Annotated in this window: 15 protein-coding genes; 6 read left to right on the top strand and 9 right to left on the bottom strand. The window is 52.1% G+C overall.

What is annotated here, in order from left to right; genetic code table 11:
- Nucleotides 1–10 precede the first annotated feature (10 nt).
- Nucleotides 11–1702, top strand: a complete 1692-nt coding sequence (gene fruA, locus Q3A88_RS01415; protein ID WP_110164218.1) for a PTS fructose transporter subunit IIBC — start codon at nucleotides 11–13, stop codon at nucleotides 1700–1702.
- 109 nt (nucleotides 1703–1811) lie between these two features.
- On the opposite strand, the gene nfo is transcribed toward fruA, so the two are convergent.
- The gene (nfo, locus tag Q3A88_RS01410) at nucleotides 1812–2657 is read right to left on the bottom strand and encodes a deoxyribonuclease IV (protein WP_039514553.1); all 846 of its coding nucleotides are present in this window, start codon (nucleotides 2655–2657) and stop codon (nucleotides 1812–1814) included.
- A gap of 90 nt (nucleotides 2658–2747) precedes the next feature.
- Nucleotides 2748–3821 carry a YeiH family protein gene (locus Q3A88_RS01405; protein ID WP_180786070.1) on the bottom strand — a complete coding sequence of 358 codons (1074 nt, stop codon included), beginning with the start codon at nucleotides 3819–3821 and terminating at the stop codon, nucleotides 2748–2750.
- Nucleotides 3822–3941: 120 nt separating this feature from the next.
- Here Q3A88_RS01405 and yieE point away from each other — a divergent pair, with 120 nt between their 5' ends.
- The 4 genes from yieE to Q3A88_RS01385 all read left to right on the top strand — a co-directional run bounded on the left by yieE (nucleotide 3942) and on the right by Q3A88_RS01385 (nucleotide 10340).
- Nucleotides 3942–4814 carry a DNA-binding transcriptional regulator YeiE gene (yieE, locus tag Q3A88_RS01400; protein WP_014915023.1) on the top strand — a complete coding sequence of 291 codons (873 nt, stop codon included), beginning with the start codon at nucleotides 3942–3944 and terminating at the stop codon, nucleotides 4812–4814.
- Between the two features lie 135 nt (nucleotides 4815–4949).
- Nucleotides 4950–6425 (top strand): amino acid permease, encoded by a 1476-nt coding sequence (locus tag Q3A88_RS01395; protein ID WP_014915024.1) that lies wholly within the window; start codon nucleotides 4950–4952, stop codon nucleotides 6423–6425.
- Between the two features lie 316 nt (nucleotides 6426–6741).
- Nucleotides 6742–8886, top strand: a complete 2145-nt coding sequence (locus Q3A88_RS01390) for a TonB-dependent receptor (RefSeq protein WP_317177268.1) — start codon at nucleotides 6742–6744, stop codon at nucleotides 8884–8886.
- A gap of 464 nt (nucleotides 8887–9350) precedes the next feature.
- Nucleotides 9351–10340: a 2-hydroxyacid dehydrogenase gene (locus Q3A88_RS01385; RefSeq protein WP_317177267.1), complete on the top strand. Its 990-nt coding sequence runs from the start codon at nucleotides 9351–9353 to the stop codon at nucleotides 10338–10340.
- A 420-nt stretch (nucleotides 10341–10760) separates the two neighbouring features.
- On the opposite strand, the gene Q3A88_RS01380 is transcribed toward Q3A88_RS01385, so the two are convergent.
- Nucleotides 10761–11681, bottom strand: a complete 921-nt coding sequence (locus Q3A88_RS01380; protein ID WP_207193806.1) for an ABC transporter permease — start codon at nucleotides 11679–11681, stop codon at nucleotides 10761–10763.
- A 71-nt stretch (nucleotides 11682–11752) separates the two neighbouring features.
- Entirely contained in the window at nucleotides 11753–13264 is a 1512-nt protein-coding gene (locus Q3A88_RS01375; RefSeq protein ID WP_180786074.1) for a sugar ABC transporter ATP-binding protein, read from the bottom strand.
- A gap of 266 nt (nucleotides 13265–13530) precedes the next feature.
- Here Q3A88_RS01375 and Q3A88_RS01370 point away from each other — a divergent pair, with 266 nt between their 5' ends.
- Nucleotides 13531–14619 carry an oxidoreductase gene (locus Q3A88_RS01370; RefSeq protein WP_317177266.1) on the top strand — a complete coding sequence of 363 codons (1089 nt, stop codon included), beginning with the start codon at nucleotides 13531–13533 and terminating at the stop codon, nucleotides 14617–14619.
- 86 nt (nucleotides 14620–14705) lie between these two features.
- Here the strand turns inward: Q3A88_RS01370 and Q3A88_RS01365 are convergent, their stop codons facing one another.
- From Q3A88_RS01365 to ptrR, 5 genes are all read right to left on the bottom strand, one after another.
- Nucleotides 14706–14918: a KTSC domain-containing protein gene (locus tag Q3A88_RS01365; RefSeq protein WP_039275478.1), complete on the bottom strand. Its 213-nt coding sequence runs from the start codon at nucleotides 14916–14918 to the stop codon at nucleotides 14706–14708.
- Nucleotides 14919–15131: 213 nt separating this feature from the next.
- Entirely contained in the window at nucleotides 15132–15776 is a 645-nt protein-coding gene (locus Q3A88_RS01360) for a glutathione S-transferase (RefSeq protein WP_317177265.1), read from the bottom strand.
- A gap of 182 nt (nucleotides 15777–15958) precedes the next feature.
- A complete protein-coding gene (gene fghA, locus Q3A88_RS01355; RefSeq protein WP_317177264.1) occupies nucleotides 15959–16804 on the bottom strand; it encodes an S-formylglutathione hydrolase in 846 nt (281 codons plus the stop codon).
- A gap of 42 nt (nucleotides 16805–16846) precedes the next feature.
- Nucleotides 16847–17968 carry an S-(hydroxymethyl)glutathione dehydrogenase/class III alcohol dehydrogenase gene (locus Q3A88_RS01350; RefSeq protein WP_010294737.1) on the bottom strand — a complete coding sequence of 374 codons (1122 nt, stop codon included), beginning with the start codon at nucleotides 17966–17968 and terminating at the stop codon, nucleotides 16847–16849.
- A 113-nt stretch (nucleotides 17969–18081) separates the two neighbouring features.
- Entirely contained in the window at nucleotides 18082–18972 is an 891-nt protein-coding gene (gene ptrR / locus Q3A88_RS01345) for a putrescine utilization regulator PtrR (RefSeq protein ID WP_040033805.1), read from the bottom strand.
- Nucleotides 18973–19583 lie beyond the last annotated feature (611 nt).

The following is a 19583-nucleotide window of genomic DNA, read 5'->3' as shown; positions in this document are numbered from 1 at the left end:
GAGATAAACAATGAAAACGCTGCTGATTTTGGATAAATCACTGGGCCTGGCGAGAAGCCAACTGGTGAAAAACCTACTCGGCGCTGCCGCTGCGAAAGCAGGGGTGACGTTTACAGAACAGGTTAACGACGCTGAACTGGCGATCGTTCTGGGTGCATCCGCTGCGGCGGACAGCGCACTGAATGGCAAGCGAGTTTATGTCGGTGACATCGAACTGGCAGTTTCGCAGCCGGAAGCCTTTTTGGCGAAAGCACAGGCTGAAGCCACGGTCTATCAGGCCGCTGCGTCAGCGCCTGTTCAGCAGCCCGCAGCTGCCAAGCGTATTGTGGCGATAACGGCGTGCCCGACGGGCGTCGCGCACACGTTTATGGCGGCAGAAGCGATTGAAAGCGAAGCGAAAAAACGCGGCTGGTGGGTCAAAGTGGAAACGCGCGGCTCTGTTGGCGCGGGCAACGCGATTACTCCTGAAGAAGTTGAACAAGCCGATCTGGTGATCGTGGCTGCGGACATTGAAGTCGATCTGGCGAAGTTTGCTGGTAAGAAAATGTATCGCACGTCGACCGGGCTGGCACTGAAGAAGACGGCGCAGGAGTTAGATAAAGCGCAGGCTGAAGCGAAAGTGTACCAGCCGTCCGGGCAAGCTAGTGCGTCAAGCGCGAGCGAGTCTGGCCAGAAAGGTGGAGCAGGCCCGTACCGTCACCTGTTGACCGGCGTGTCTTATATGCTGCCGATGGTCGTGGCGGGTGGTTTGTGTATCGCCCTGTCGTTTGTTTTTGGTATCGAAGCCTTTAAACAGGAAGGTACACTGGCAGCAGCGCTGATGAAGATCGGTGGCGGTTCTGCCTTTGCGCTGATGGTGCCAGTATTAGCAGGCTATATCGCGTTCTCCATTGCGGATCGTCCAGGCTTAACGCCAGGTCTGGTTGGCGGGATGTTGGCGGTGAGTACGGGTGCAGGCTTCCTCGGTGGGATCATTGCCGGTTTCCTGGCGGGCTATATTGCCAGAGCAATCAACAATAAACTGATTCTACCGCAAAGTTTGACTGCGCTAAAACCGATCCTGATCATTCCGCTGTTCGCTACGCTAATCACCGGTCTCATCATGATTTACGTCGTTGGCACGCCAGTGGCGAAAATCCTGACTGGCCTGACAGGCTGGCTGCAATCCATGGGTACAGCGAATGCGGTGATTCTGGGTGCGATCCTGGGTGCTATGATGTGTACGGATATGGGCGGGCCAGTTAACAAGGTCGCTTACGTCTTCGGTACGACCTTGCTCAGTAGCCAGATTTACGCGCCGATGGCCGCCGTTATGGCAGCCGGTATGGTGCCACCGTTGGCAATGGGTCTGGCGACTGTACTGGCAAGCAAAAAATTCAACCCGACCGAACGTGAAGGGGGCAAAGCGGCGTTTGTACTGGGCCTGTGCTTTATCTCCGAAGGGGCGATTCCTTACGCGGCGCGTGACCCGATGCGCGTTCTGCCTTGCTGCATCATCGGTGGGGCACTGACTGGTGCGCTGTCAATGGCGGTGGGCGCTAAGTTGATGGCACCACACGGCGGTCTGTTCGTGCTGTTGATTCCTGGCGCGATTACCCCGGTTATCGGCTACCTGTTAGCGATCATTGCGGGTACTGCTGTCGCTGGCGTGCTGTACGCACTGCTGAAACGCTCTGATGAACAGCTGGCGAAAGTTGCGTAAGTTTGATCATCATCGTGAATAAAAAGTAATGCCATAACACAAGGATGTGGATGAGATAGCGCCAGTTGGTATTCACCATCTGGCGCTTTTTTTATGGGATGAAAACTAATTAGCATTGGGCTTCAGATTTGAGCCAGGCGATTTCGTCGGCCCAGATATCGGGGTTGATCGTTTCCAGAATCATCGGGATACCGTCAAAGCGGGCATCTTTCATGATATAGCTGAAAGCGGTTTTGCCGATATTGCCTTCTCCCAGACTATGGTGTCGGTCAACGCGGCTGGCGAACGTGCTTTTGGCATCATTCAAATGCATTCCGCGCAGATAGCGAAACCCAACAATGCGATCGAATTCAGCAAAAGTGGCTTCGCAATCGGCTTCTGTCCGCAGATCGTAGCCGCCAGCGAAGGCGTGACAGGTGTCGATACAGACGCCGACGCGGCTTTTATCTTCTACGCCATCGATGATGGCTGCCAGATGTTCAAAGCGGAAACCCAAATTACTGCCTTGCCCGGCGGTGTTTTCAATCACCGCGGTGACGCCGTCCGTTTCCGCCAGCGCGATGTTGATGGACTCGGCGATACGTGCCAGACAGTCAGCTTCCTCGATCTGCTTTAGATGGCTGCCGGGATGAAAATTCAGGAGACTTAGCCCAAGTTGTTGGCAACGGGACATTTCATCAATAAACGCGATGCGTGACTTTTCCAGCGCCTCGGCGTCCGGGTGACCCAGATTAATCAGATAGCTATCGTGGGGCAGAATCTGTGCTGACGTATACGCGTATTGCTCACAGGCGGCTTTAAAACGGTCGATGACCTCGGCGCTGAGCGGTGCAGCCTGCCATTGGCGCTGGTTCTTGGTAAATAACGCGAAAGCCGTCGCCTTTATCTCATGCGCGCGAATCACGGCCTGATCGACCCCGCCAGATGCGCTAACGTGCGCCCCGATGTATTTCATGTTGGTCTCCTTTGGTAACGGAGACATTATGGCATCGTCATGGCTCCGTCGGGCACGTTAATCAGACGTTAACAGGTAAATAATTTATCGTTAGCCGAATAAATGCTCGAAGAACAAATTGATGCCCGCACCGCCAACAACCAGCCAGAGAAACAGAATGAGTGCCAGCAGCAGCGGTTTTGCGCCGGCCTGACGGATGGCGCTGAATCGGGTTGTGAGCCCCAGCGCAACCATCGCCATGGTCAACAGCACATTATCGAGTTGTACCAGCTGCGTGACGAGCGTAGGGGAAAGTAGCTGGAAGGAATTGAAGGCCGCTACGGCGATAAACCCCAGTGCAAACCACGGGAACATCAGTGGAATCGCGTCTTCCGCGTCACTTTTTTGCGTCGTTTTTTTCAGGTAAAACCCAAGAATGAGAAGGAAAGGGGCCAGCAGCATCACGCGCAGCATCTTGCTGATGACGGCGATGTTTTCCGTCGCACCATCAACAGCATGTCCGGCGGCAACAACCTGAGCGACTTCGTGTATCGTTGAGCCGAAGTACAGACCGACGATCTGTGGTGTGGCGTCAATCCAGTGATGTTCGAGATTGAGCTGATAGAGCCACGGATACAAAAACATCGCCGTCGTACCGAAAATCACCACGGTGGAAACGGAGACGGCAATCGCATTGCTGGATGCTTTGACAACCGGTGCGGTTGCCATGATCGCCGCCGCACCACAGATGCTGCTGCCAGCACCGATGAGCATCACGGTTTGATTGTCGAGTTTCAGCCAGCGTTTGCCTATCCAGCAGGCGAGTAAAAACGTCAGCGTGACGATAGTAAGATCGACCGCGACACCGGTAAAGCCAACGGCAGCAACCTGCTGAAAGCTGAGGCGAAAACCATAAAGTATGATGCCCCAGCGGAGTAAATGCTGTTTGGCCCACTGCACGCCAGGATCGCACAGCGGATGAATACGTGGATAAATGCTATTTCCGAGCACGATCCCAATCAGGATCGCCAATGTCAGCGAACCCGGACCCCAGTGGGCGATTTTCGGAATATTTGCCAGCCAGAGGAGCAAAAAAGTCATTAAACTTACTAACAACAGGCCGGGTAATCGCGCTTTTGCTCCATCGGGCGGGGCTATCGTGTGTAATGTCGCAGGAAGAGCCATGGATTGGGTGCCTATTCTGACCGTACCGAAAATTGAGAAGCCAGCTTATAATCCACGAGATTAAAAGAGAAATTGATTATATATTTATAACCTATAAGTATTTCAGATAAAGAGCGCACTATGCATATCACGTTACGTCAGCTGGAAGTCTTTGCCGAAGTCCTGAAAAGTGGTTCAACGACACAGGCCTCCGTTGTGCTTGCCCTGTCTCAATCGGCTGTCAGCGCGGCTCTGGCGGATTTAGAAGGGCAGTTGGGTGTTCAACTTTTCGACCGCGTGGGTAAACGTCTGGTGGTGAATGAGCATGGCCGCCTGCTGTATCCCAAGGCACTGGCACTGCTTGAACAGTCGATGGAAATTGAGCAACTGTTCCGGCGTGATAATGGGGCGCTGCGCGTGTATGCCAGCAGCACCATTGGCAACTATTTATTGCCTGCGATGATTGCCCGCTATCGCCATGACTACCCCGATATTCCGCTGGAACTGCATGTCGGCAATACCAAAGATGTGATCACGCGTGTATCTGAATTCAGTGTCGATTTGGGCTTGATCGAAGGGCCTTGCCATCACCCTGATTTGATTACGCAGCCCTGGCTGGAAGATGAGCTGGTGGTCTTTTGCTCTCCCGAACATCCGCTTAGCCGGGGCACTGTCTCATTAACCGCGCTGGCGGATGCGCACTGGATCCTGCGTGAACGTGGCTCAGGCACGCGCGAAGTGCTGGATCATCTGCTGCTAACGCACCTGTCGCATTTTCATCTGGTGATGGAATTAGGGAATTCAGAGGCGATCAAACATGCGGTTCGCCACGGGATCGGCATCAGTTGCCTGTCGCGGCATGTCATTGCCGAGCAACTGGCGTCAGGCTCGCTGGTGGAGCTGAAGGTGCCGCTGCCTAAACTCACGCGGACGCTGTATCTGGTTCATCACCGACAGAAACATCTTTCAAATGTGCTGCAGCGTTTCCTGAGTTATTGCTGCGAAACGCCATAGCGAAAATATTTTCTGCTGCTAATAATCGGGCGTGAGTTATTAACCTCTCTTATAACTCGACGATCTTAACTATTCAGCACAACGCTATTTGCTACAATCCCGCCTCGATTTTTAGCACGAGCATGCAGGATAACAATGGCTCAGCACGATATTCAACAAACAACACAGGGCACACCGACCCTGCGCCGTGAACTGAAAGCACGGCATTTAACGATGATCGCCATTGGCGGATCGATTGGCACCGGGTTATTTGTCGCGTCTGGTGCGACGGTTTCACAAGCCGGTCCGGGCGGCGCACTTCTGTCTTATGCCCTGATTGGGCTGATGGTTTACTTCCTGATGACCAGCCTGGGTGAACTGGCGGCGTTTATGCCGGTTTCCGGTTCGTTCTCCAGCTACGGTTCCCGCTATGTAGAAGAAGGGTTCGGCTTCGCGCTGGGCTGGAACTACTGGTACAACTGGGCGGTGACCATCGCGGTCGATCTGGTGGCGGCGCAGCTGGTGATGGGATACTGGTTCCCCGATGTCTCTGGCTGGATCTGGAGCGCGCTGTTCCTCGCGTTAATGTTCCTGCTTAACTACATTTCCGTGAAAGGATTTGGCGAAGCGGAATACTGGTTCTCACTGATTAAAGTGGTCACGGTCGTCGTTTTCATTGCTGTTGGCGTGATGATGATTACGGGCATCATGAGCGGCGCGGAAAATGCCGGATTCCACAACTGGGAGATTGGTGATGCGCCGTTTGCTGGCGGTTTCTCTGCCATGATCGGTGTGGCGATGATCGTCGGCTTCTCTTTTCAGGGAACGGAATTGATCGGCGTGGCGGCGGGGGAATCTCAGGAACCCAGCAAAAACATTCCGCGTGCCATCCGTCAGGTTTTCTGGCGCATTCTGTTGTTCTATATCTTCGCGATTCTGATTATCAGCTTAATCATTCCGTATACCGATCCGAACCTGCTGCGTAATGATGTCAAAGACATTACGGTGAGTCCGTTCACTCTGGTGTTTGAGAACGCAGGCCTGCTGTCGGCGGCGGCGGTCATGAACGCGGTTATCCTGACGGCGGTGCTGTCGGCGGGTAACTCCGGGATGTACGCCTCTACGCGTATGCTGTTTACGCTGGCATCGGAAGGTAAAGCACCGCGCATTTTCGCCAGACTGTCAAAAGGCGGCGTGCCGCGTAATGCGCTGTACGCCACCACCGTGGTGGCGGCGCTGTGTTTCCTGTCTTCTTTATATGGTAACCAAACGGTTTACCTGTGGCTGCTGAATACCTCCGGTATGACAGGCTTTATTGCCTGGCTGGGGATCGCGATCAGCCATTACCGTTTCCGCCGCGGCTATGTCATGCAAGGTCACGATCTGAATCGCTTACCTTATTTATCAAGTTTCTTCCCGCTGGGGCCGATCTTTGCGTTTGTGCTCTGTCTGATCATCACGCTGGGGCAGAACTATCAGGCGTTTCTGGAAGATAAAATCGACTGGTATGGCGTAACGGCGACGTACATCGGTATTCCGCTATTCCTGCTGATTTGGTTCGGCTATAAGCTGTGCCGTGGCACGCGCTTTATCAAGTATCAGGATATGACGTACCCCGATCATAAAGACTAAATCGTAAGAATGCGGTTAACTATCGCTGCTTTTTAACTAAGCATATCGCCTTTCACGCCGCTGATAACATACTTATCAGCGGCGTTTTTATTTGGCAAGATCTCAATTTTATATCAAATATTTTGAATTTCATTATTGCTGTAAAATCCTTCCTAACCGTCTTTATTCTTCCTGGTAAGCGCTTTCGTGCTACGTAAATTGGCATTTCTAAACCGCACTTAAACGAAATGAATAATGCTAATACTTATCATTTACGTTTAAAAGCATTCCTTTACACTCTTTTTTGCAAAAAAACTCAATAAAATAACGAGGAATCATGAAAGGAAATTCTCTGATTAATCTCAAGAATGCAGTAGCACTGGCTCTGGCGGCAACAGCAACAAATGTCGCGATAGCGGCAGGTAGTGATGATGTTTTAGTTGTCACCGCGAGTGGTTATGAGAAAAAGTTGACGAACGCACCAGCCTCCATTTCTGTCGTCAGTGAAGAAGAACTCTCGCAAAAAAGTTATCACGATCTGGGTGAAGCCTTAAGCGGTGTGGAAGGGGTTGATGTGCGTAGCGGTACGGGGAAAACGGGTGGTCTGGACATCAGTATTCGTGGTATGCCGAGCAGTTATACCCTGATTCTAATCGATGGCGTACGTCAGAATGCCAGTGGAGATACAACGCCGAATGGTTTTGACACCATGAATACGGCGGTGATGCCGCCATTGTCAGCCATTGAACGTATTGAAGTGATTCGCGGGCCGATGTCGACGCTGTATGGTTCTGATGCGATTGGCGGTGTGGTCAACATTATTACCAAGAAAAACAGTAAACAGTGGAGTGGCAGCGTTAATCTGTCACATACGGTGCAAGAACACCGTAAATGGGGGGACAGCTCAACGCTGGGGTTCTATACCTCCGGCCCGTTGGTGAACGATCAATTTAGTTTGGCATTGCGCGGTAATGTGGAGCATCGTCAGGGATCAAGCGTCACTTCACTGAGCGGGACGGGTGACACGCGTGTTCCATTCCCGACCAAGACTGATAACTACACTGTCGGTGGGAAGCTGAACTTTAAAACCAGCGACGCCAATACCCTGTGGATTGATGGTGATATATCACGCCAGACTTACGATAACCGCAGTAGCCAACTGGGCCCGATTGGTGTTGGTGGCGGTGGATACCGCGATGAATTGCGCTTTGAGCGTAATAAACTGACAGTTGGCCATGACACCGACCTCTCGTTTGGTCGTTGGAGCTCAAATCTGTCCTATGCGGTGACCGAGAACAAGGGACGACTGCTGACACCACGTGTGTTGAATACCGCTAATGCTGGCCTTTCTGGTCGTGACCGTGAACTGAAGAATACCAACACTATCTTCGATACGATGCTCGTGTCGCCAGTCGGGGAGGATCATCTGCTGACTGTTGGTGGGCAATTCTGGGATGCACGCCTTAAAGATGGCATTGTGTTGGCAAACAGCGGTGAAACGTTCGAACAAAAAAGCTGGTCGCTGTATGCAGAAGACGACTGGCAGCTACTCGATCCGCTGTCACTAACGTTAGGTGCCCGCTATGAGAAACACGATAGCTTTGGCGGTCATTTAAGTCCGCGTGCTTATCTGGTCTGGAATGTGGCTGACGATTGGACGGTAAAAGGTGGTGTCAGCACCGGATATAAAGCACCGTCTCTGGCACAACTGCATAATGGCGTCAGCGGCGTGGCAGGGAATGGATGGACGACAGTTCTGGGTAACCCTGATCTGAAGCCGGAAGAAAGTACTAACTTTGAAACAGGGCTGTACTATGGGAATGCCGCGAACGTAAAAGCGAACATTACTGGTTTTGTGAACCATTACAAAAACAAAATCGACAGCTATACGATTAGCAGAAATAGAATAACGTTGCCAAATGGTACGAATGTGACAGAACGCGTTGACTCTAGCCGTAACATTGGTAAAGCCAGAACGCAAGGTGTTGAATTCGCAACGTCTTTCCCTGTGGTTGTTCCTGAGTTAACCCTAGGCCTGAATTACACCTATACGCACAGTGAACAAATCGGTGGGGATAATCCCGGCGCTGCACTCACTAACACCGCTAAGCATATGGCGAATGCTCGCCTGAACTGGCAAATTGACGAGCAGTGGGCTACCTGGCTGGCCGCCGAATATCATGGCAAAACCCCTCGTTTTCTCAGCAATTATGCCAATCTGAGTGATGATGAGAAGCTGGTGTATAATGCGCGCGGTGCCAACCTGAAAGCGTGGACGGTGGTGAATTTGGGTGCCTCTTACAAAGTGACGAAAGATGTTACTCTGAATGGTACGGTAAACAACTTACTGGATAAGGACTTCTCCCAAGTACAATCGTATAACGGGTACTATGCGGGTGATTACTTTGATTCCAGCCGTTCTACGACCGGTTATGTCACCCCAGGTCGTAACTACTGGGTATCGGTAAACGTCAACTTCTGATGTAGCACTTCCCCGGAATGGGTCAGCTCGTTCCGGGGCATTATGACCCTCGCTTACTCCCTCTCTCCAATGATATGGCACCACTTCTGCGGTTTTTCTCGCGAATGTATTCTTTCTGATTAACTACTGGGCTCAGTTGTGACCCGTTATTACGGTTATCTCTTTACCGATGTCATGATAACAATGAGTAGCAGGGCTTTATTGTTTTTGTGATATTTCTGAATATCGACGCTAACAATGTCGATGAATGAAATTCATTATATTAGGTATTGTTAATTGCTTTAATGCTGACTACGCTTCACGTTACGGAGTGATGGATTTCCGATGAGGCAGGAAGTGTAACGTCATTAATACGTTCGTTGTCTTGTGTCATACAGAGAATTTAATTCATTATTTTTGTATGAGAATACCTGTCGTGATTGTCGACTGCGGAGCCCTTGATATCTGCAAGCGGAAATCAGTATATGAATAGCAACCAGGGCACGATGATGTTAAAAATTACCTTTTTGGATAAAGGCTCACTGCCTGAAACCATTTTCCTGAAAAAGACGAGTTTTAGGCGTCCACAATGCCGCCATGAATGGATTGAATATAACTATACCTCGCCCGATCACGTTATCGCCCGAGCAAAAGACACCCACGTTATCATCACGAATAAAGCCCTATTAACGCGAGACACCCTGGCCGCGTTACCTGCGTTGAAGCTGATTGCCGTGACGGCAACGGGCACCGACAATATCGATCTTGTTGCTGCCAAAGAACTGGGTATCACGGTCAAAAATGTACCGGGCTACTCGACGCAAGCCGTATCCGAGCACGTGATTGCTATGATTTTTGCGCTAAAGCATAGCCTGATGGCGTGGTATCGCGATCAACTGGGCGATCGCTGGGCCAGCCAGTCGCAATTTGCTTATTTTGATCATCCGGTCAAGGACATCGCCGGTGCTACGCTGGGCATCATCGGTGCGGGTATGATTGGGCGGGAAGTCGCACGTCTGGCGCAAGCGCTGGGGATGAAGGTGATTTTTGCCGAGCACCGGGGAGCTTCATCGTGTCGCGCTGGGTATCTGCCGTTTGAAGACGTTCTGCGGTTGGCTAATGTGATTTCACTCAACTGCCCGCTCAATGAGAGCACGCAGCATCTGATTAATGCGGAGACGCTCGCACTGTGTAAGCCTACCGCGTTTATTATTAACACGGCCAGAGGCGGGCTGATTGATGAGCACGCGCTGGCAGAAGCCTTGCAGCAGCGCGTCATTGCTGGCGCCGCGCTAGACTGCCTGACGCAGGAACCGCCAGCAAAAGACAACCCATTGATGGCTGCGGCGAAAACCCTGCCTAATCTTCTGATTACTCCGCATATCTCCTGGACATCCGCCTCATCGCTGCAATTACTGATGGAAAAGACGATTGAAAATATTGATGAGTATGCTCAGCAGAACGGATATAAATAACGTGTAGTTTGATTTTTCCGGGTATGACGGAATATTGCCCGGTATCGGAATGATGATATTCATCAATTTTAATTGATTATCAAAATTGAACGTTTCATCGGATTGAATCTTTCCCTGTCGATTATCTCTGTCGCTCTCGCTATATCGGCAGGGAATGGAAGTAGTCCACGTCAGACCTAAAATGAGAACGTTATTATTTGTGATTATTCCGAACCGATCTTGATTGTATGAGCGAATATTTATTTCTTAATAATAACGGAAGTAAATAATAGAGCGAGTGCAGCGATAGGTGTCGGCGGCAAAACGCCGCTTAATGAGAGAAGGCATTGGTGATCTGTATTATGAATCCGCCCCGAATTCGGATGAACGGGGCGGAAGCGAGAAGGTACTGAAATGAGATGCTACTGAACGCGAGAGAGATTAGCGCTTCTGGATATACGTCATGGCTAGCGCAAGTGCCAGAACCAGACCTTTGATGATATCCATGGCGTAATAAGGCACGGAGAGCATCACCAGTCCATTCTGCAAGACGCCAAGAATAACGGCACCGAGCAGCGTACCCAGCGCGTTCGGCTTGCCGGATCCCGCCAGTGAGAAACCGATGTACGCCGCGGCAACGGCATCCATCAAATAGCCGCCTCCGGCATTGACCTGCGAAGAGCCGATGCGCGATGCCAGTAAGATGCCGCCCAGCGCCGCGAGTAGTGACGAAAACACATATGCTTGTACCCGATAACGCGCCGTGCGAATGCCCGCCAGTCGTGCGGCTTCTGGGTTGCCGCCGATGGCGTACATCCGGCGACCGTGTTTGGTAAGGGACAGATACAGTTGTACCAGTACCGTTACCGCCAGCATGATGACAACAATGACCGGTACCTGACCTAGCGTGGCAAAGAATTCAGGAATGACGCCTTCCGCCATTTCGCCGCTAGGCAGCACCATGTTCTGCGTGATGGAACCGCCATAGCTGTAGGTCATCGCCACGCCCTGAATGACGAACAGACTGGCGAGGGTCGCCAGCATATCGGGAATCTTCAGCACGACGATGAGGAAGGCATTGAATAGCCCGACCAGCGTGCACAGCAGCAGCGTCAGGACAATCGCGCCGGTGGTGCCGAATCCATGCCAGACGAAAAGCGAGATAACCAACGCATTAGCCAGCGAGGCTGTTGACCCCACGGAAAGGTCGAATCCGCCCACGGACAGCGAAATGGAGACGCCAATAGCAATCACCGTAACGATGGCGATAGAGCGCAAAATATTGATGATGTTATACGGGTCGAGAAAGTTCTCCGACGCCAGCCCGAAAAGGGCAATCAGCGCAACAACCGTGATCAGCATGCCCCACTTATAGAGAAACTCGAAAACGTGGTGACGGAAGGGGAGCGCCCCGTTAGATGAAAGTGGGTGACTCACGCGGGAGTTCCTCCAGTTGAATATAAAAGTAGGGTTTCTTCGTCAATCTCAGCCGCGTTCAGCTCTGCGACAATGCGGCCGTCCCATAGCACGCAGATGCGATCGCAGAGCCCGACAAGTTCGGAGAACTCGCCCGACGCATAAATAATGCCTTTACCCTGACGGGCGAGGCCGTCAATCAGGGTGAACAAGTCCTGTTTGGCCTTGATATCCACGCCTTTGGTGGGTTCGTCAAAAATCAAAACCTGTGCTTCACTGCGCAGCCACTTGCCGATAGCGACTTTCTGCTGATTCCCACCCGACAGGCGCGCCAGCTTTTGCGCCGGACCGGTGGTGCGAACTGCCAGCCGTTCAACGATCTGTTTTGCCCAGCGCAATGCTTTGCCACGACTGAATACACTCCAACGTGAAAAGCTATCGGTGGCGGTGATGCTGAGATTCATGGTGACAGATTCATCAATAAAAATGCCTTCTTTGCGCCGCTCTTCAGGAACCAGCGCTAGACCCTGTTCGACGGACCGGTGCGGCGAATGTGGTCGCCAGGGTTTACCACGATATTCTCCCTGCGCGATCTGGCAGGGCTCCGCGCCGAACAGCGCTTTACATAGCTCGGTTTTCCCCGCACCAGCCAGCCCGGCAATGCCCAGAATTTCCCCTTTGCGCAGCGTGAGAGAAATATTGTGCAACAGCGTTTCGTCGTGCAAACCCGTAACCTGAAGCAGCGTCTCTGCGGCAGGTGTCGCTCGGCGCGGTGGGAAGATATCGTCAAGCCGGTGCCCCAGCATTCTCTCTACGATCGCTTCCCCGCTGAGTCCCTGCATCGCCCCGCTGCTGACAAACTCGCCGTCACGCAGAACGGTCAACGTATCGCAGATTTCGCTCAACTCATGAATACGGTGGGAAATAAACACGATCCCGATGCCATCGGCCTGTAAACGGCGTACCACCTCGAAGAGGCGCGCGCTTTCGGCCTGATCCAACGGGGCGGTGGGTTCATCCAGAATCAGGAAGCGACATTCGTGAGATAACGCGCGGGCGAGCAGAATTTGCTGTTTCTCAGCGAGCGAGCAGGTATCCAGCCGTTGGCGAACATTAAGGTGAACGCCAAGCTGATCGAGTAGCGTCTGTGCCTGACGGTAGATCTGTGGCCAACTCAGCAGATGTCCGTCCTGCGCCAGCGTATCCAGCATAATATTTTCCGCCACGGACAGCGTGGGGACCAACGCAACATCGACTTCCTGCTGCACCAGATGAATGCCGTATCGCTTGGCATCACGCGGGGAATGGACATCGACCTGCTTACCATTAATCAGAATGTCGCCCTGATAGTGATCGTAAGCGCCCGATAAGATCGTCATCAGCGTGGATTTACCCGCGCCGTTTGCGCCAGTCAGGGCATGAATCGAACCACCTTCCAGTGTGAAATTAACCTGCTTGAGGGCGTGGAAACCAGAAAAGGAGATGGAAATATTGTGCATTTCCAGTCGGCTTTGGGAGGTAGGAATCATGGTCGGTAACGCTCTTGGCGGTCAGGGTCATGAAATAACGGAAAAGAAAGGTAGCACATATCCCAGAGAATTTAATACAGCTTCAAGTGTTTGAGAGTTATTGGCTATGAACGAAAAGGCATAAATTAAATAAAAAAGTTCTTAAGCTGGCGCAGGCAAGTGAATAAGATGGGGTTATCAATAGGGTAGCGCAGCAGATTCATCTATTAGACAAACATAAGATAAGATCCGTGTTCAAGAGAGGACGCGGCGAGGAAGATTCAAACATGCACACAACGACAGTCCGCGTACAGGTTGGCCCTGCTAACTATTTCTCTTTCTCTGGCGCTATCGATAAGCTGCTGGAATTTTATCCATCAGACGTGCTGAAAAACGCGCTGTGGATCTACGGCGAGCGGGCGATTGCTGCGGCTCGACCGTATTTACCGGGCGAATTCGATGCGCCTTCAGCCCGCCGCGTGCAGTTTGGTGCGCATTGTAGCGAAGGGGAAGTCGCAAAACTGGTGGCGCAGGCGGGCGATGAATGTCGGGTCGTTATTGGCGTCGGCGGCGGGGCGGTGCTGGATACCGCGAAGGTCGCCGCGCGTCATATCGGTGTCCCATTGGTCGCTATCCCGACCATTGCGGCGACCTGTGCAGCCTGGACGCCGCTGTCCGTGTGGTATAACGATGCCGGACAGGCGCTGCGCTTCGAGATTTTCACTGATGCTAACCATCTGGTGCTGGTGGAACCGCGGATTATGCTGGCGGCACCGGTGGAATACCTGCTGGCTGGCGTCGGCGACACGCTGGCGAAGTGGTATGAAGCCGTCGTTCTCAGCCCTCAGCCAGAAACGCTGCCGCTTTCTGTTCGTCTGGGCTTACAGGCCGCGCTGGATATCCGCAATGTGTTGCTGCAACAAAGTGCGGCGGCGCTGGAAGCCGTCGAGCGTGGTGAACTGACGCAGGATTTTCTGGATATCGTAGATGCGATCATTGCCGGTGGCGGCATGGTTGGCGGGTTGGGTGAGCGCTATACCCGCGTGGCGGCGGCGCATGCGGTGCATAACGGTTTAACGGTGTTGCCACAAACTGAGCGCTTCCTGCACGGCACCAAGGTGGCTTATGGCATTCTGGTGCAAAGCGCGTTACTGGGCGATAGTGACACACTGCGCCAGTTGAAGGCGGCGTTTAAGGCATTCGGTTTGCCGACCACACTCGCCGCACTGGACGTGGATATTCACGATCGCGCCGCGCTTCAGGCGGTTATTGCCCGCACCTTGCAGGCGGGTGAATCCATTCATTATCTGCCGTTGACGCTCAATGAAGACGTCCTGCTGGCCGCGTTTAATACCGTTGAGTCGACTGGGGAATAACCGGGCAGAAAGCGAAGGGCGGAGAGTACTCTCCGCCCTAAGACTATTATTTATCTTTAAAAATCAGGGCTCTTTATCTTCAAAAACTACTGCGTTTTCTCGTAGGGGAATGAATTTTTGATAAAGCTGGCGTAGTAACGGTACTTCGTCTTGCTGGCCATCAGCTCTTCATAAATCATGCGTGCTACGCCGCTGTAGAGATAGATGCTCCCATTTAGCAATTCGACTTCCAATTGGCTTTTTTCTGCATCGTATCCGACTGAAAACAACTCTGTTGATGAAACTCGTTTTCTCTGCAAAATTAATCACTCCCAACGTGTCAATGCCGCATCCTGACGGTATACCACCTTTTTCGCTATAGCGTGTTATAGCTCGAAATATATCGGGGGTAAACAGCAGCATATCGTTATCAGTTCATGAATAATCAGTAAATGCTCACAGAATTCTTGCTCTGTCGCCCAGCGACCCGCTTTGTTTGTCGTTGTCGATGAGGTGATATTCCAATCGCACCGTTAATCCTGAGCAAGAGCCCGCTGAAAAGCTGGTTGACTTTCTATCCGCTCGATGTATTGCTTGATGTGCGGGTAGTGGCTGAAATCCAAACGCGTTTTCGCCAACACCAGCGGGACGGCCATTTGTATATCGGCACCGCTGAGCGACGTTCCCGCAAACCACTCTTGTTTACTCAAATGCTGTTCGATGAACTGAAGCTGTGTCGTCAGCCGCGGCACAATAAAGGCCTTCTCGATGCTTTGCACAATTTTGCGGGCAATGGGGCGGATGAAAAATGGCATCGGTGCGGATTCTGTTTTCGCCAAGACTAAACGCATCACCAGCAGCGGCATGAGTGAACCTTCCGCAAAATGCAGCCAGAAGCGGTAGTCCAGCAGTGCTTGTCCGCTCTGTGGGCGGAGCCTGCCGTTGCCGTAAGTCTCAATCAGGTATTCCACAATGGCCCCGGATTCGGCAATCGTTAGCTCGCCATCGGTAATCACCGGTGACTTCCCTAACGGGTGGATTTGTTTGAGTGATGCCGGAGCGCTAAACGTTTTTGGGTCACGCACGTAGCGAATGATTTCATAGTCAACGCCCAGCTCTTCCAGCAGCCAGGTTACGCGGGTCGAACGGGATTTTTCGAGGTGATGAACGTGTATCATCAAGGTTTCCTTTTTTTCTTTTTTTATCCGTCATGTTGCACGCGGCAGGTGCGCTCATGTCTTTCAGGGGTTATGACGATGGCGTTATTACAGGAAGAGAAAACGCGCTCAGGAGATTCCTGAGCGCGGCGCTCAACAAGGTAAGCATAGCACCATTATTCGACGCGCTATTCTTCCAATAACTATTCTTCCAATAAATAGCGGGCGTGGAAGCGCAGATGATCTTCGATGAAACTGGCGATGAAGAAATAGCTGTGGTCATAGCCAGACTGTGTCCGCAGCGTCAGCGGCCAGTCATACTGGCTTGCCAGTTCTTCCAGTTTCGCCGGTTGCAGCTGATCGGGAAGGAACTGATCGCAATCGCCCTGATCGACCAGCATGGGCAGCTTCTTCTGGCTATTTGCCAGCAAATGGCAGCTGTCATACTGCAACCACTGCGTTTCATCCTCACCGAGGTAGGCGGTCAGCGCCTTGCGTCCCCAGGGAACCTGACTTGGGTTAACGATCGGTGCGAACGCTGACGCAGACTGGAATTGATCCGGGTTGCGTAGCGCCAGCATCAGCGCGCCGTGGCCGCCCATCGAATGTCCGCTGATGGACTGACGACGATTCACATTAAAATGTTGCTGGATCAACGCCGGCAATTCACTGCTGATGTAGTCATACATCCGGTAGTGTGCCGCCCAGGGTGCCTGCGTAGCATTCACGTAGAATCCCGCTCCCTGACCCAGATCGTATCCCGCGTCGTCTGCTACGCCATCGCCGCGCGGGCTGGTGTCCGGCATGACCAGCACCAGACCCAGCTCGGACGCAACGCGCTGCGCACCGGCTTTCGTCGTAAAGTTTTCGTCGTTGCAGGTTAACCCTGACAGCCAGTAAAGCACGGGCGGCGGTATATCATCCTGTGTCGGCGGCAGATAAATACTGAACGTCATTGCGGTGTTCAGCGTTTCCGACACATGGCGGTAGCGCTGTTGCCAACCGCCAAACATACGGTGTTCTTCCAGCAGTTCCAGTGATGAAGTCATCGCTGTACAGCCTCCTTTATTCTGTTCCTGACAGTAGCGCAATTAACCGAAATGAATCACAGAGCGAATCGATTTGCCTTCGTGCATTAAATCGAATGCCGTGTTGATCTCGTCCAGCCCCATGGTGTGGGTGATGAAGTCATTCAGCGGGAATTCACCTTTCAGGTAACGATCGACAATGCCTGGCAGCTCGCTACGGCCTTTCACGCCGCCGAAAGCAGAACCACGCCATACGCGACCCGTCACCAACTGGAACGGACGAGTGGCGATTTCTTCACCTGCACCCGCTACGCCGATGATGATGGATTCACCCCAGCCTTTATGACAGCACTCTAGCGCGGAACGCATGACATTGACGTTACCGATACACTCGAAGGAGAAGTCCACGCCGCCATCGGTCAGTTCAACGATGACGTCCTGAATCGGCTTATCGTAATCTTTCGGGTTGATCAGATCGGTCGCACCCAGTTTACGCGCCAGATCGAATTTGCTGGTGTTGAGATCGATACCGATGATGCGTCCGGCACCTGCCATTTGCGCGCCGATAATGGCCGACAAACCAATGCCGCCGAGACCGAAAATCGCAACGGTATCGCCCGCTTTCACTTTTGCGGTATTCAGCACAGCGCCCATACCGGTGGTAACGCCACAGCCCAGCAGGCAAACTTCTTCCAGTGGTGCTTCTTTATTCACTTTCGCCAGCGAAATTTCAGGCACAACGGTGTGCTCAGCGAAGGTAGAGGTGCCCATGTAATGGAAAATCGGCTGGCCATTTTTGGAGAAGCGAGTCGTGCCGTCCGGCATCAGACCTTTACCCTGCGTGGAACGAATAGCCTGACACAGGTTGGTTTTGCCAGAGCGACAGAATTTACATTCGCCACATTCTGGGGTGTAAAGCGGAATAACGTGATCGCCAACGGCAACGCTGGTCACGCCTTCCCCGATGGCTTCGACAATCCCGCCGCCTTCATGGCCAAGAATCGCCGGGAATACGCCTTCAGGATCTTTACCGGACAGCGTGTAGGCATCCGTGTGGCATACGCCAGTTGCGACGATGCGCACCAATACTTCACCTTTCTGCGGTGGCATCAGATCCACTTCTTCAACCGACAGTGGCTGGTTGGGACCCCAGGCGATAGCGGCACGGGTTTTAATCATTTGCATGGTGGAGGCTCCTAATGGCATTCCGTTATGGGTGGTAAATTGAATGACAGGACGTGGTATTCATCACGGTGTCGTCCTGTCTTGAAAATGGCTGCTCAGAGAAAATAATGGGTTCATTCCGACTGAGCGGGTGGTTCAATAATGCTGCCCTGTTCAATAATGAGCTTTTTAAGCGCCTCGACATTCGGGCCGAAGGCGTCACGTCGCCAGACAAGCCAGGTGGACGCGGCGGCGATGTCGGACGGTAATTCATGCACCTGAACGCGTGTGCCTGCGGGCAGTGATTCGAGGACGGCATACGGGAGCATGGCGAGTCCGGCACCGCTGGCTACACAGGCAAGCATGGCGTGGTATGAGTGGATTTCCATGATCGTGCCGGGCACCACGCCATCCTGCCGGAACCAGTTCTCAAGGCGCTTTCTATAGGAACAACTGGGGCGGAAGGCAAACAGCGTATCGTGGCTGGCATCCCGCGCATGGGTAATCGGCGCGTGCGTCGTGTCAGATATCAGCACGAGTCGTTCCGTAAAACACGAACAGCCATTCAGCTCATCGTAGACAACGGGGCCATCGACTAACGCTGCCGCTAATGTTCCTGCGCGCACGCGCTCAATGATTTCCCCGGATGTACCGGTATTCAGGGACAGCGAAACATTGGGGTAACGCTGATGGTAAGCCGCTAATAGCGTAGGCAAACGGGTTGCCGCGGTACTTTCCATCGAACCGAGCGCGAAATTACCGGCGGGTTCCCCCGTGCGTGTCATGCTGATCGCCTCCTCACTAAGTGCCAGAATGCGCTGTGCATAACATAAGAAATTGTGGCCAATAGGGGACAGGCGCAGGCGCTGCTTCTCACGGATAAACAGATCGGTGCCCAGTTCTTGTTCCAACTGACGCAGCCGCGTGGTCAGATTTGAGGGTACCCGATGAAGCTGCTCTGCGGCGCGTGCCACGGAGCCCGTTTCGGCGACGAGACAGAACATGCGGAGCTGGGTCAAATCCATATCTTTCTCTTTTCGTAATGAACTGATGTTTAATTATTCATTTTTTGTGAAGTGTAGCGGCAAGCAGCGCATTTCGCAACTGGCTTACGCCACACTGATGTGAACGTAACGTAAACCAGCGTGATGAGATGTGCTCTGAATGATAAAAATGACGGATGTAATTATCATCAGGATTAATATTTATACGTAGAGAGATAAAGCGATAGCAGCCTGAATTAATAGCATCATAATCAACTAATACAAAGAACAGGCTTTGTCCTCTGGAAAATAAGCTAGAATGATAAATAAGAATAATCACAGAAAAATAAAACTGTATTTTATCCTGACGCAATAGCGGAAGCGCGAAAATAAATAGATAATTAAAATAAACAGTTAAATGTGAAAATAAATTGTTGTATTGGAGCAATAGCCAGAAGCTATCGCAATTCTTCATTTTTATCGCATTTGTTGATGAGAAGGCGTAAAGTGCCCGCCTAAAGTGCCGATAATGTTAATGTATGGTAGGAATATCTTATCGTTATTGTAAGGAAGTGTGTCTTTTTGTCATTAAAGGAAAATAACTCTAACTAATGAGAGCCTCTGCTCTTCATTAAATGACGTAACACTCGGCG

It is taken from the genome of Pectobacterium sp. HCp5_1 (genome assembly GCF_032905925.1).
Classification (GTDB): Bacteria; Pseudomonadota; Gammaproteobacteria; order Enterobacterales; family Enterobacteriaceae; genus Pectobacterium; species Pectobacterium brasiliense_A.
The sequence above is the reverse complement of the archived record's forward strand: the minus strand, read 5'-3'. Positions and strand labels throughout refer to the sequence as shown.

What these genes read in the sequence shown, in the direction of transcription:
- fruA (WP_110164218.1), top strand. Translation starts at nt 11, where the DNA reads ATGAAAACGCTGCTGATTTTGGATAAATCACTGGGCCTGGCGAGAAGC.
- nfo (WP_039514553.1), bottom strand. Translation starts at nt 2,657, where the DNA reads ATGAAATACATCGGGGCGCACGTTAGCGCATCTGGCGGGGTCGATCAG.
- Q3A88_RS01405 (WP_180786070.1), bottom strand. Translation starts at nt 3,821, where the DNA reads ATGGCTCTTCCTGCGACATTACACACGATAGCCCCGCCCGATGGAGCA.
- yieE (WP_014915023.1), top strand. Translation starts at nt 3,942, where the DNA reads ATGCATATCACGTTACGTCAGCTGGAAGTCTTTGCCGAAGTCCTGAAA.
- Q3A88_RS01395 (WP_014915024.1), top strand. Translation starts at nt 4,950, where the DNA reads ATGGCTCAGCACGATATTCAACAAACAACACAGGGCACACCGACCCTG.
- Q3A88_RS01390 (WP_317177268.1), top strand. Translation starts at nt 6,742, where the DNA reads ATGAAAGGAAATTCTCTGATTAATCTCAAGAATGCAGTAGCACTGGCT.
- Q3A88_RS01385 (WP_317177267.1), top strand. Translation starts at nt 9,351, where the DNA reads ATGAATAGCAACCAGGGCACGATGATGTTAAAAATTACCTTTTTGGAT.
- Q3A88_RS01380 (WP_207193806.1), bottom strand. Translation starts at nt 11,681, where the DNA reads ATGCTGATCACGGTTGTTGCGCTGATTGCCCTTTTCGGGCTGGCGTCG.
- Q3A88_RS01375 (WP_180786074.1), bottom strand. Translation starts at nt 13,264, where the DNA reads ATGATTCCTACCTCCCAAAGCCGACTGGAAATGCACAATATTTCCATC.
- Q3A88_RS01370 (WP_317177266.1), top strand. Translation starts at nt 13,531, where the DNA reads ATGCACACAACGACAGTCCGCGTACAGGTTGGCCCTGCTAACTATTTC.
- Q3A88_RS01360 (WP_317177265.1), bottom strand. Translation starts at nt 15,776, where the DNA reads ATGATACACGTTCATCACCTCGAAAAATCCCGTTCGACCCGCGTAACC.
- fghA (WP_317177264.1), bottom strand. Translation starts at nt 16,804, where the DNA reads ATGACTTCATCACTGGAACTGCTGGAAGAACACCGTATGTTTGGCGGT.
- Q3A88_RS01350 (WP_010294737.1), bottom strand. Translation starts at nt 17,968, where the DNA reads ATGCAAATGATTAAAACCCGTGCCGCTATCGCCTGGGGTCCCAACCAG.
- ptrR (WP_040033805.1), bottom strand. Translation starts at nt 18,972, where the DNA reads ATGGATTTGACCCAGCTCCGCATGTTCTGTCTCGTCGCCGAAACGGGC.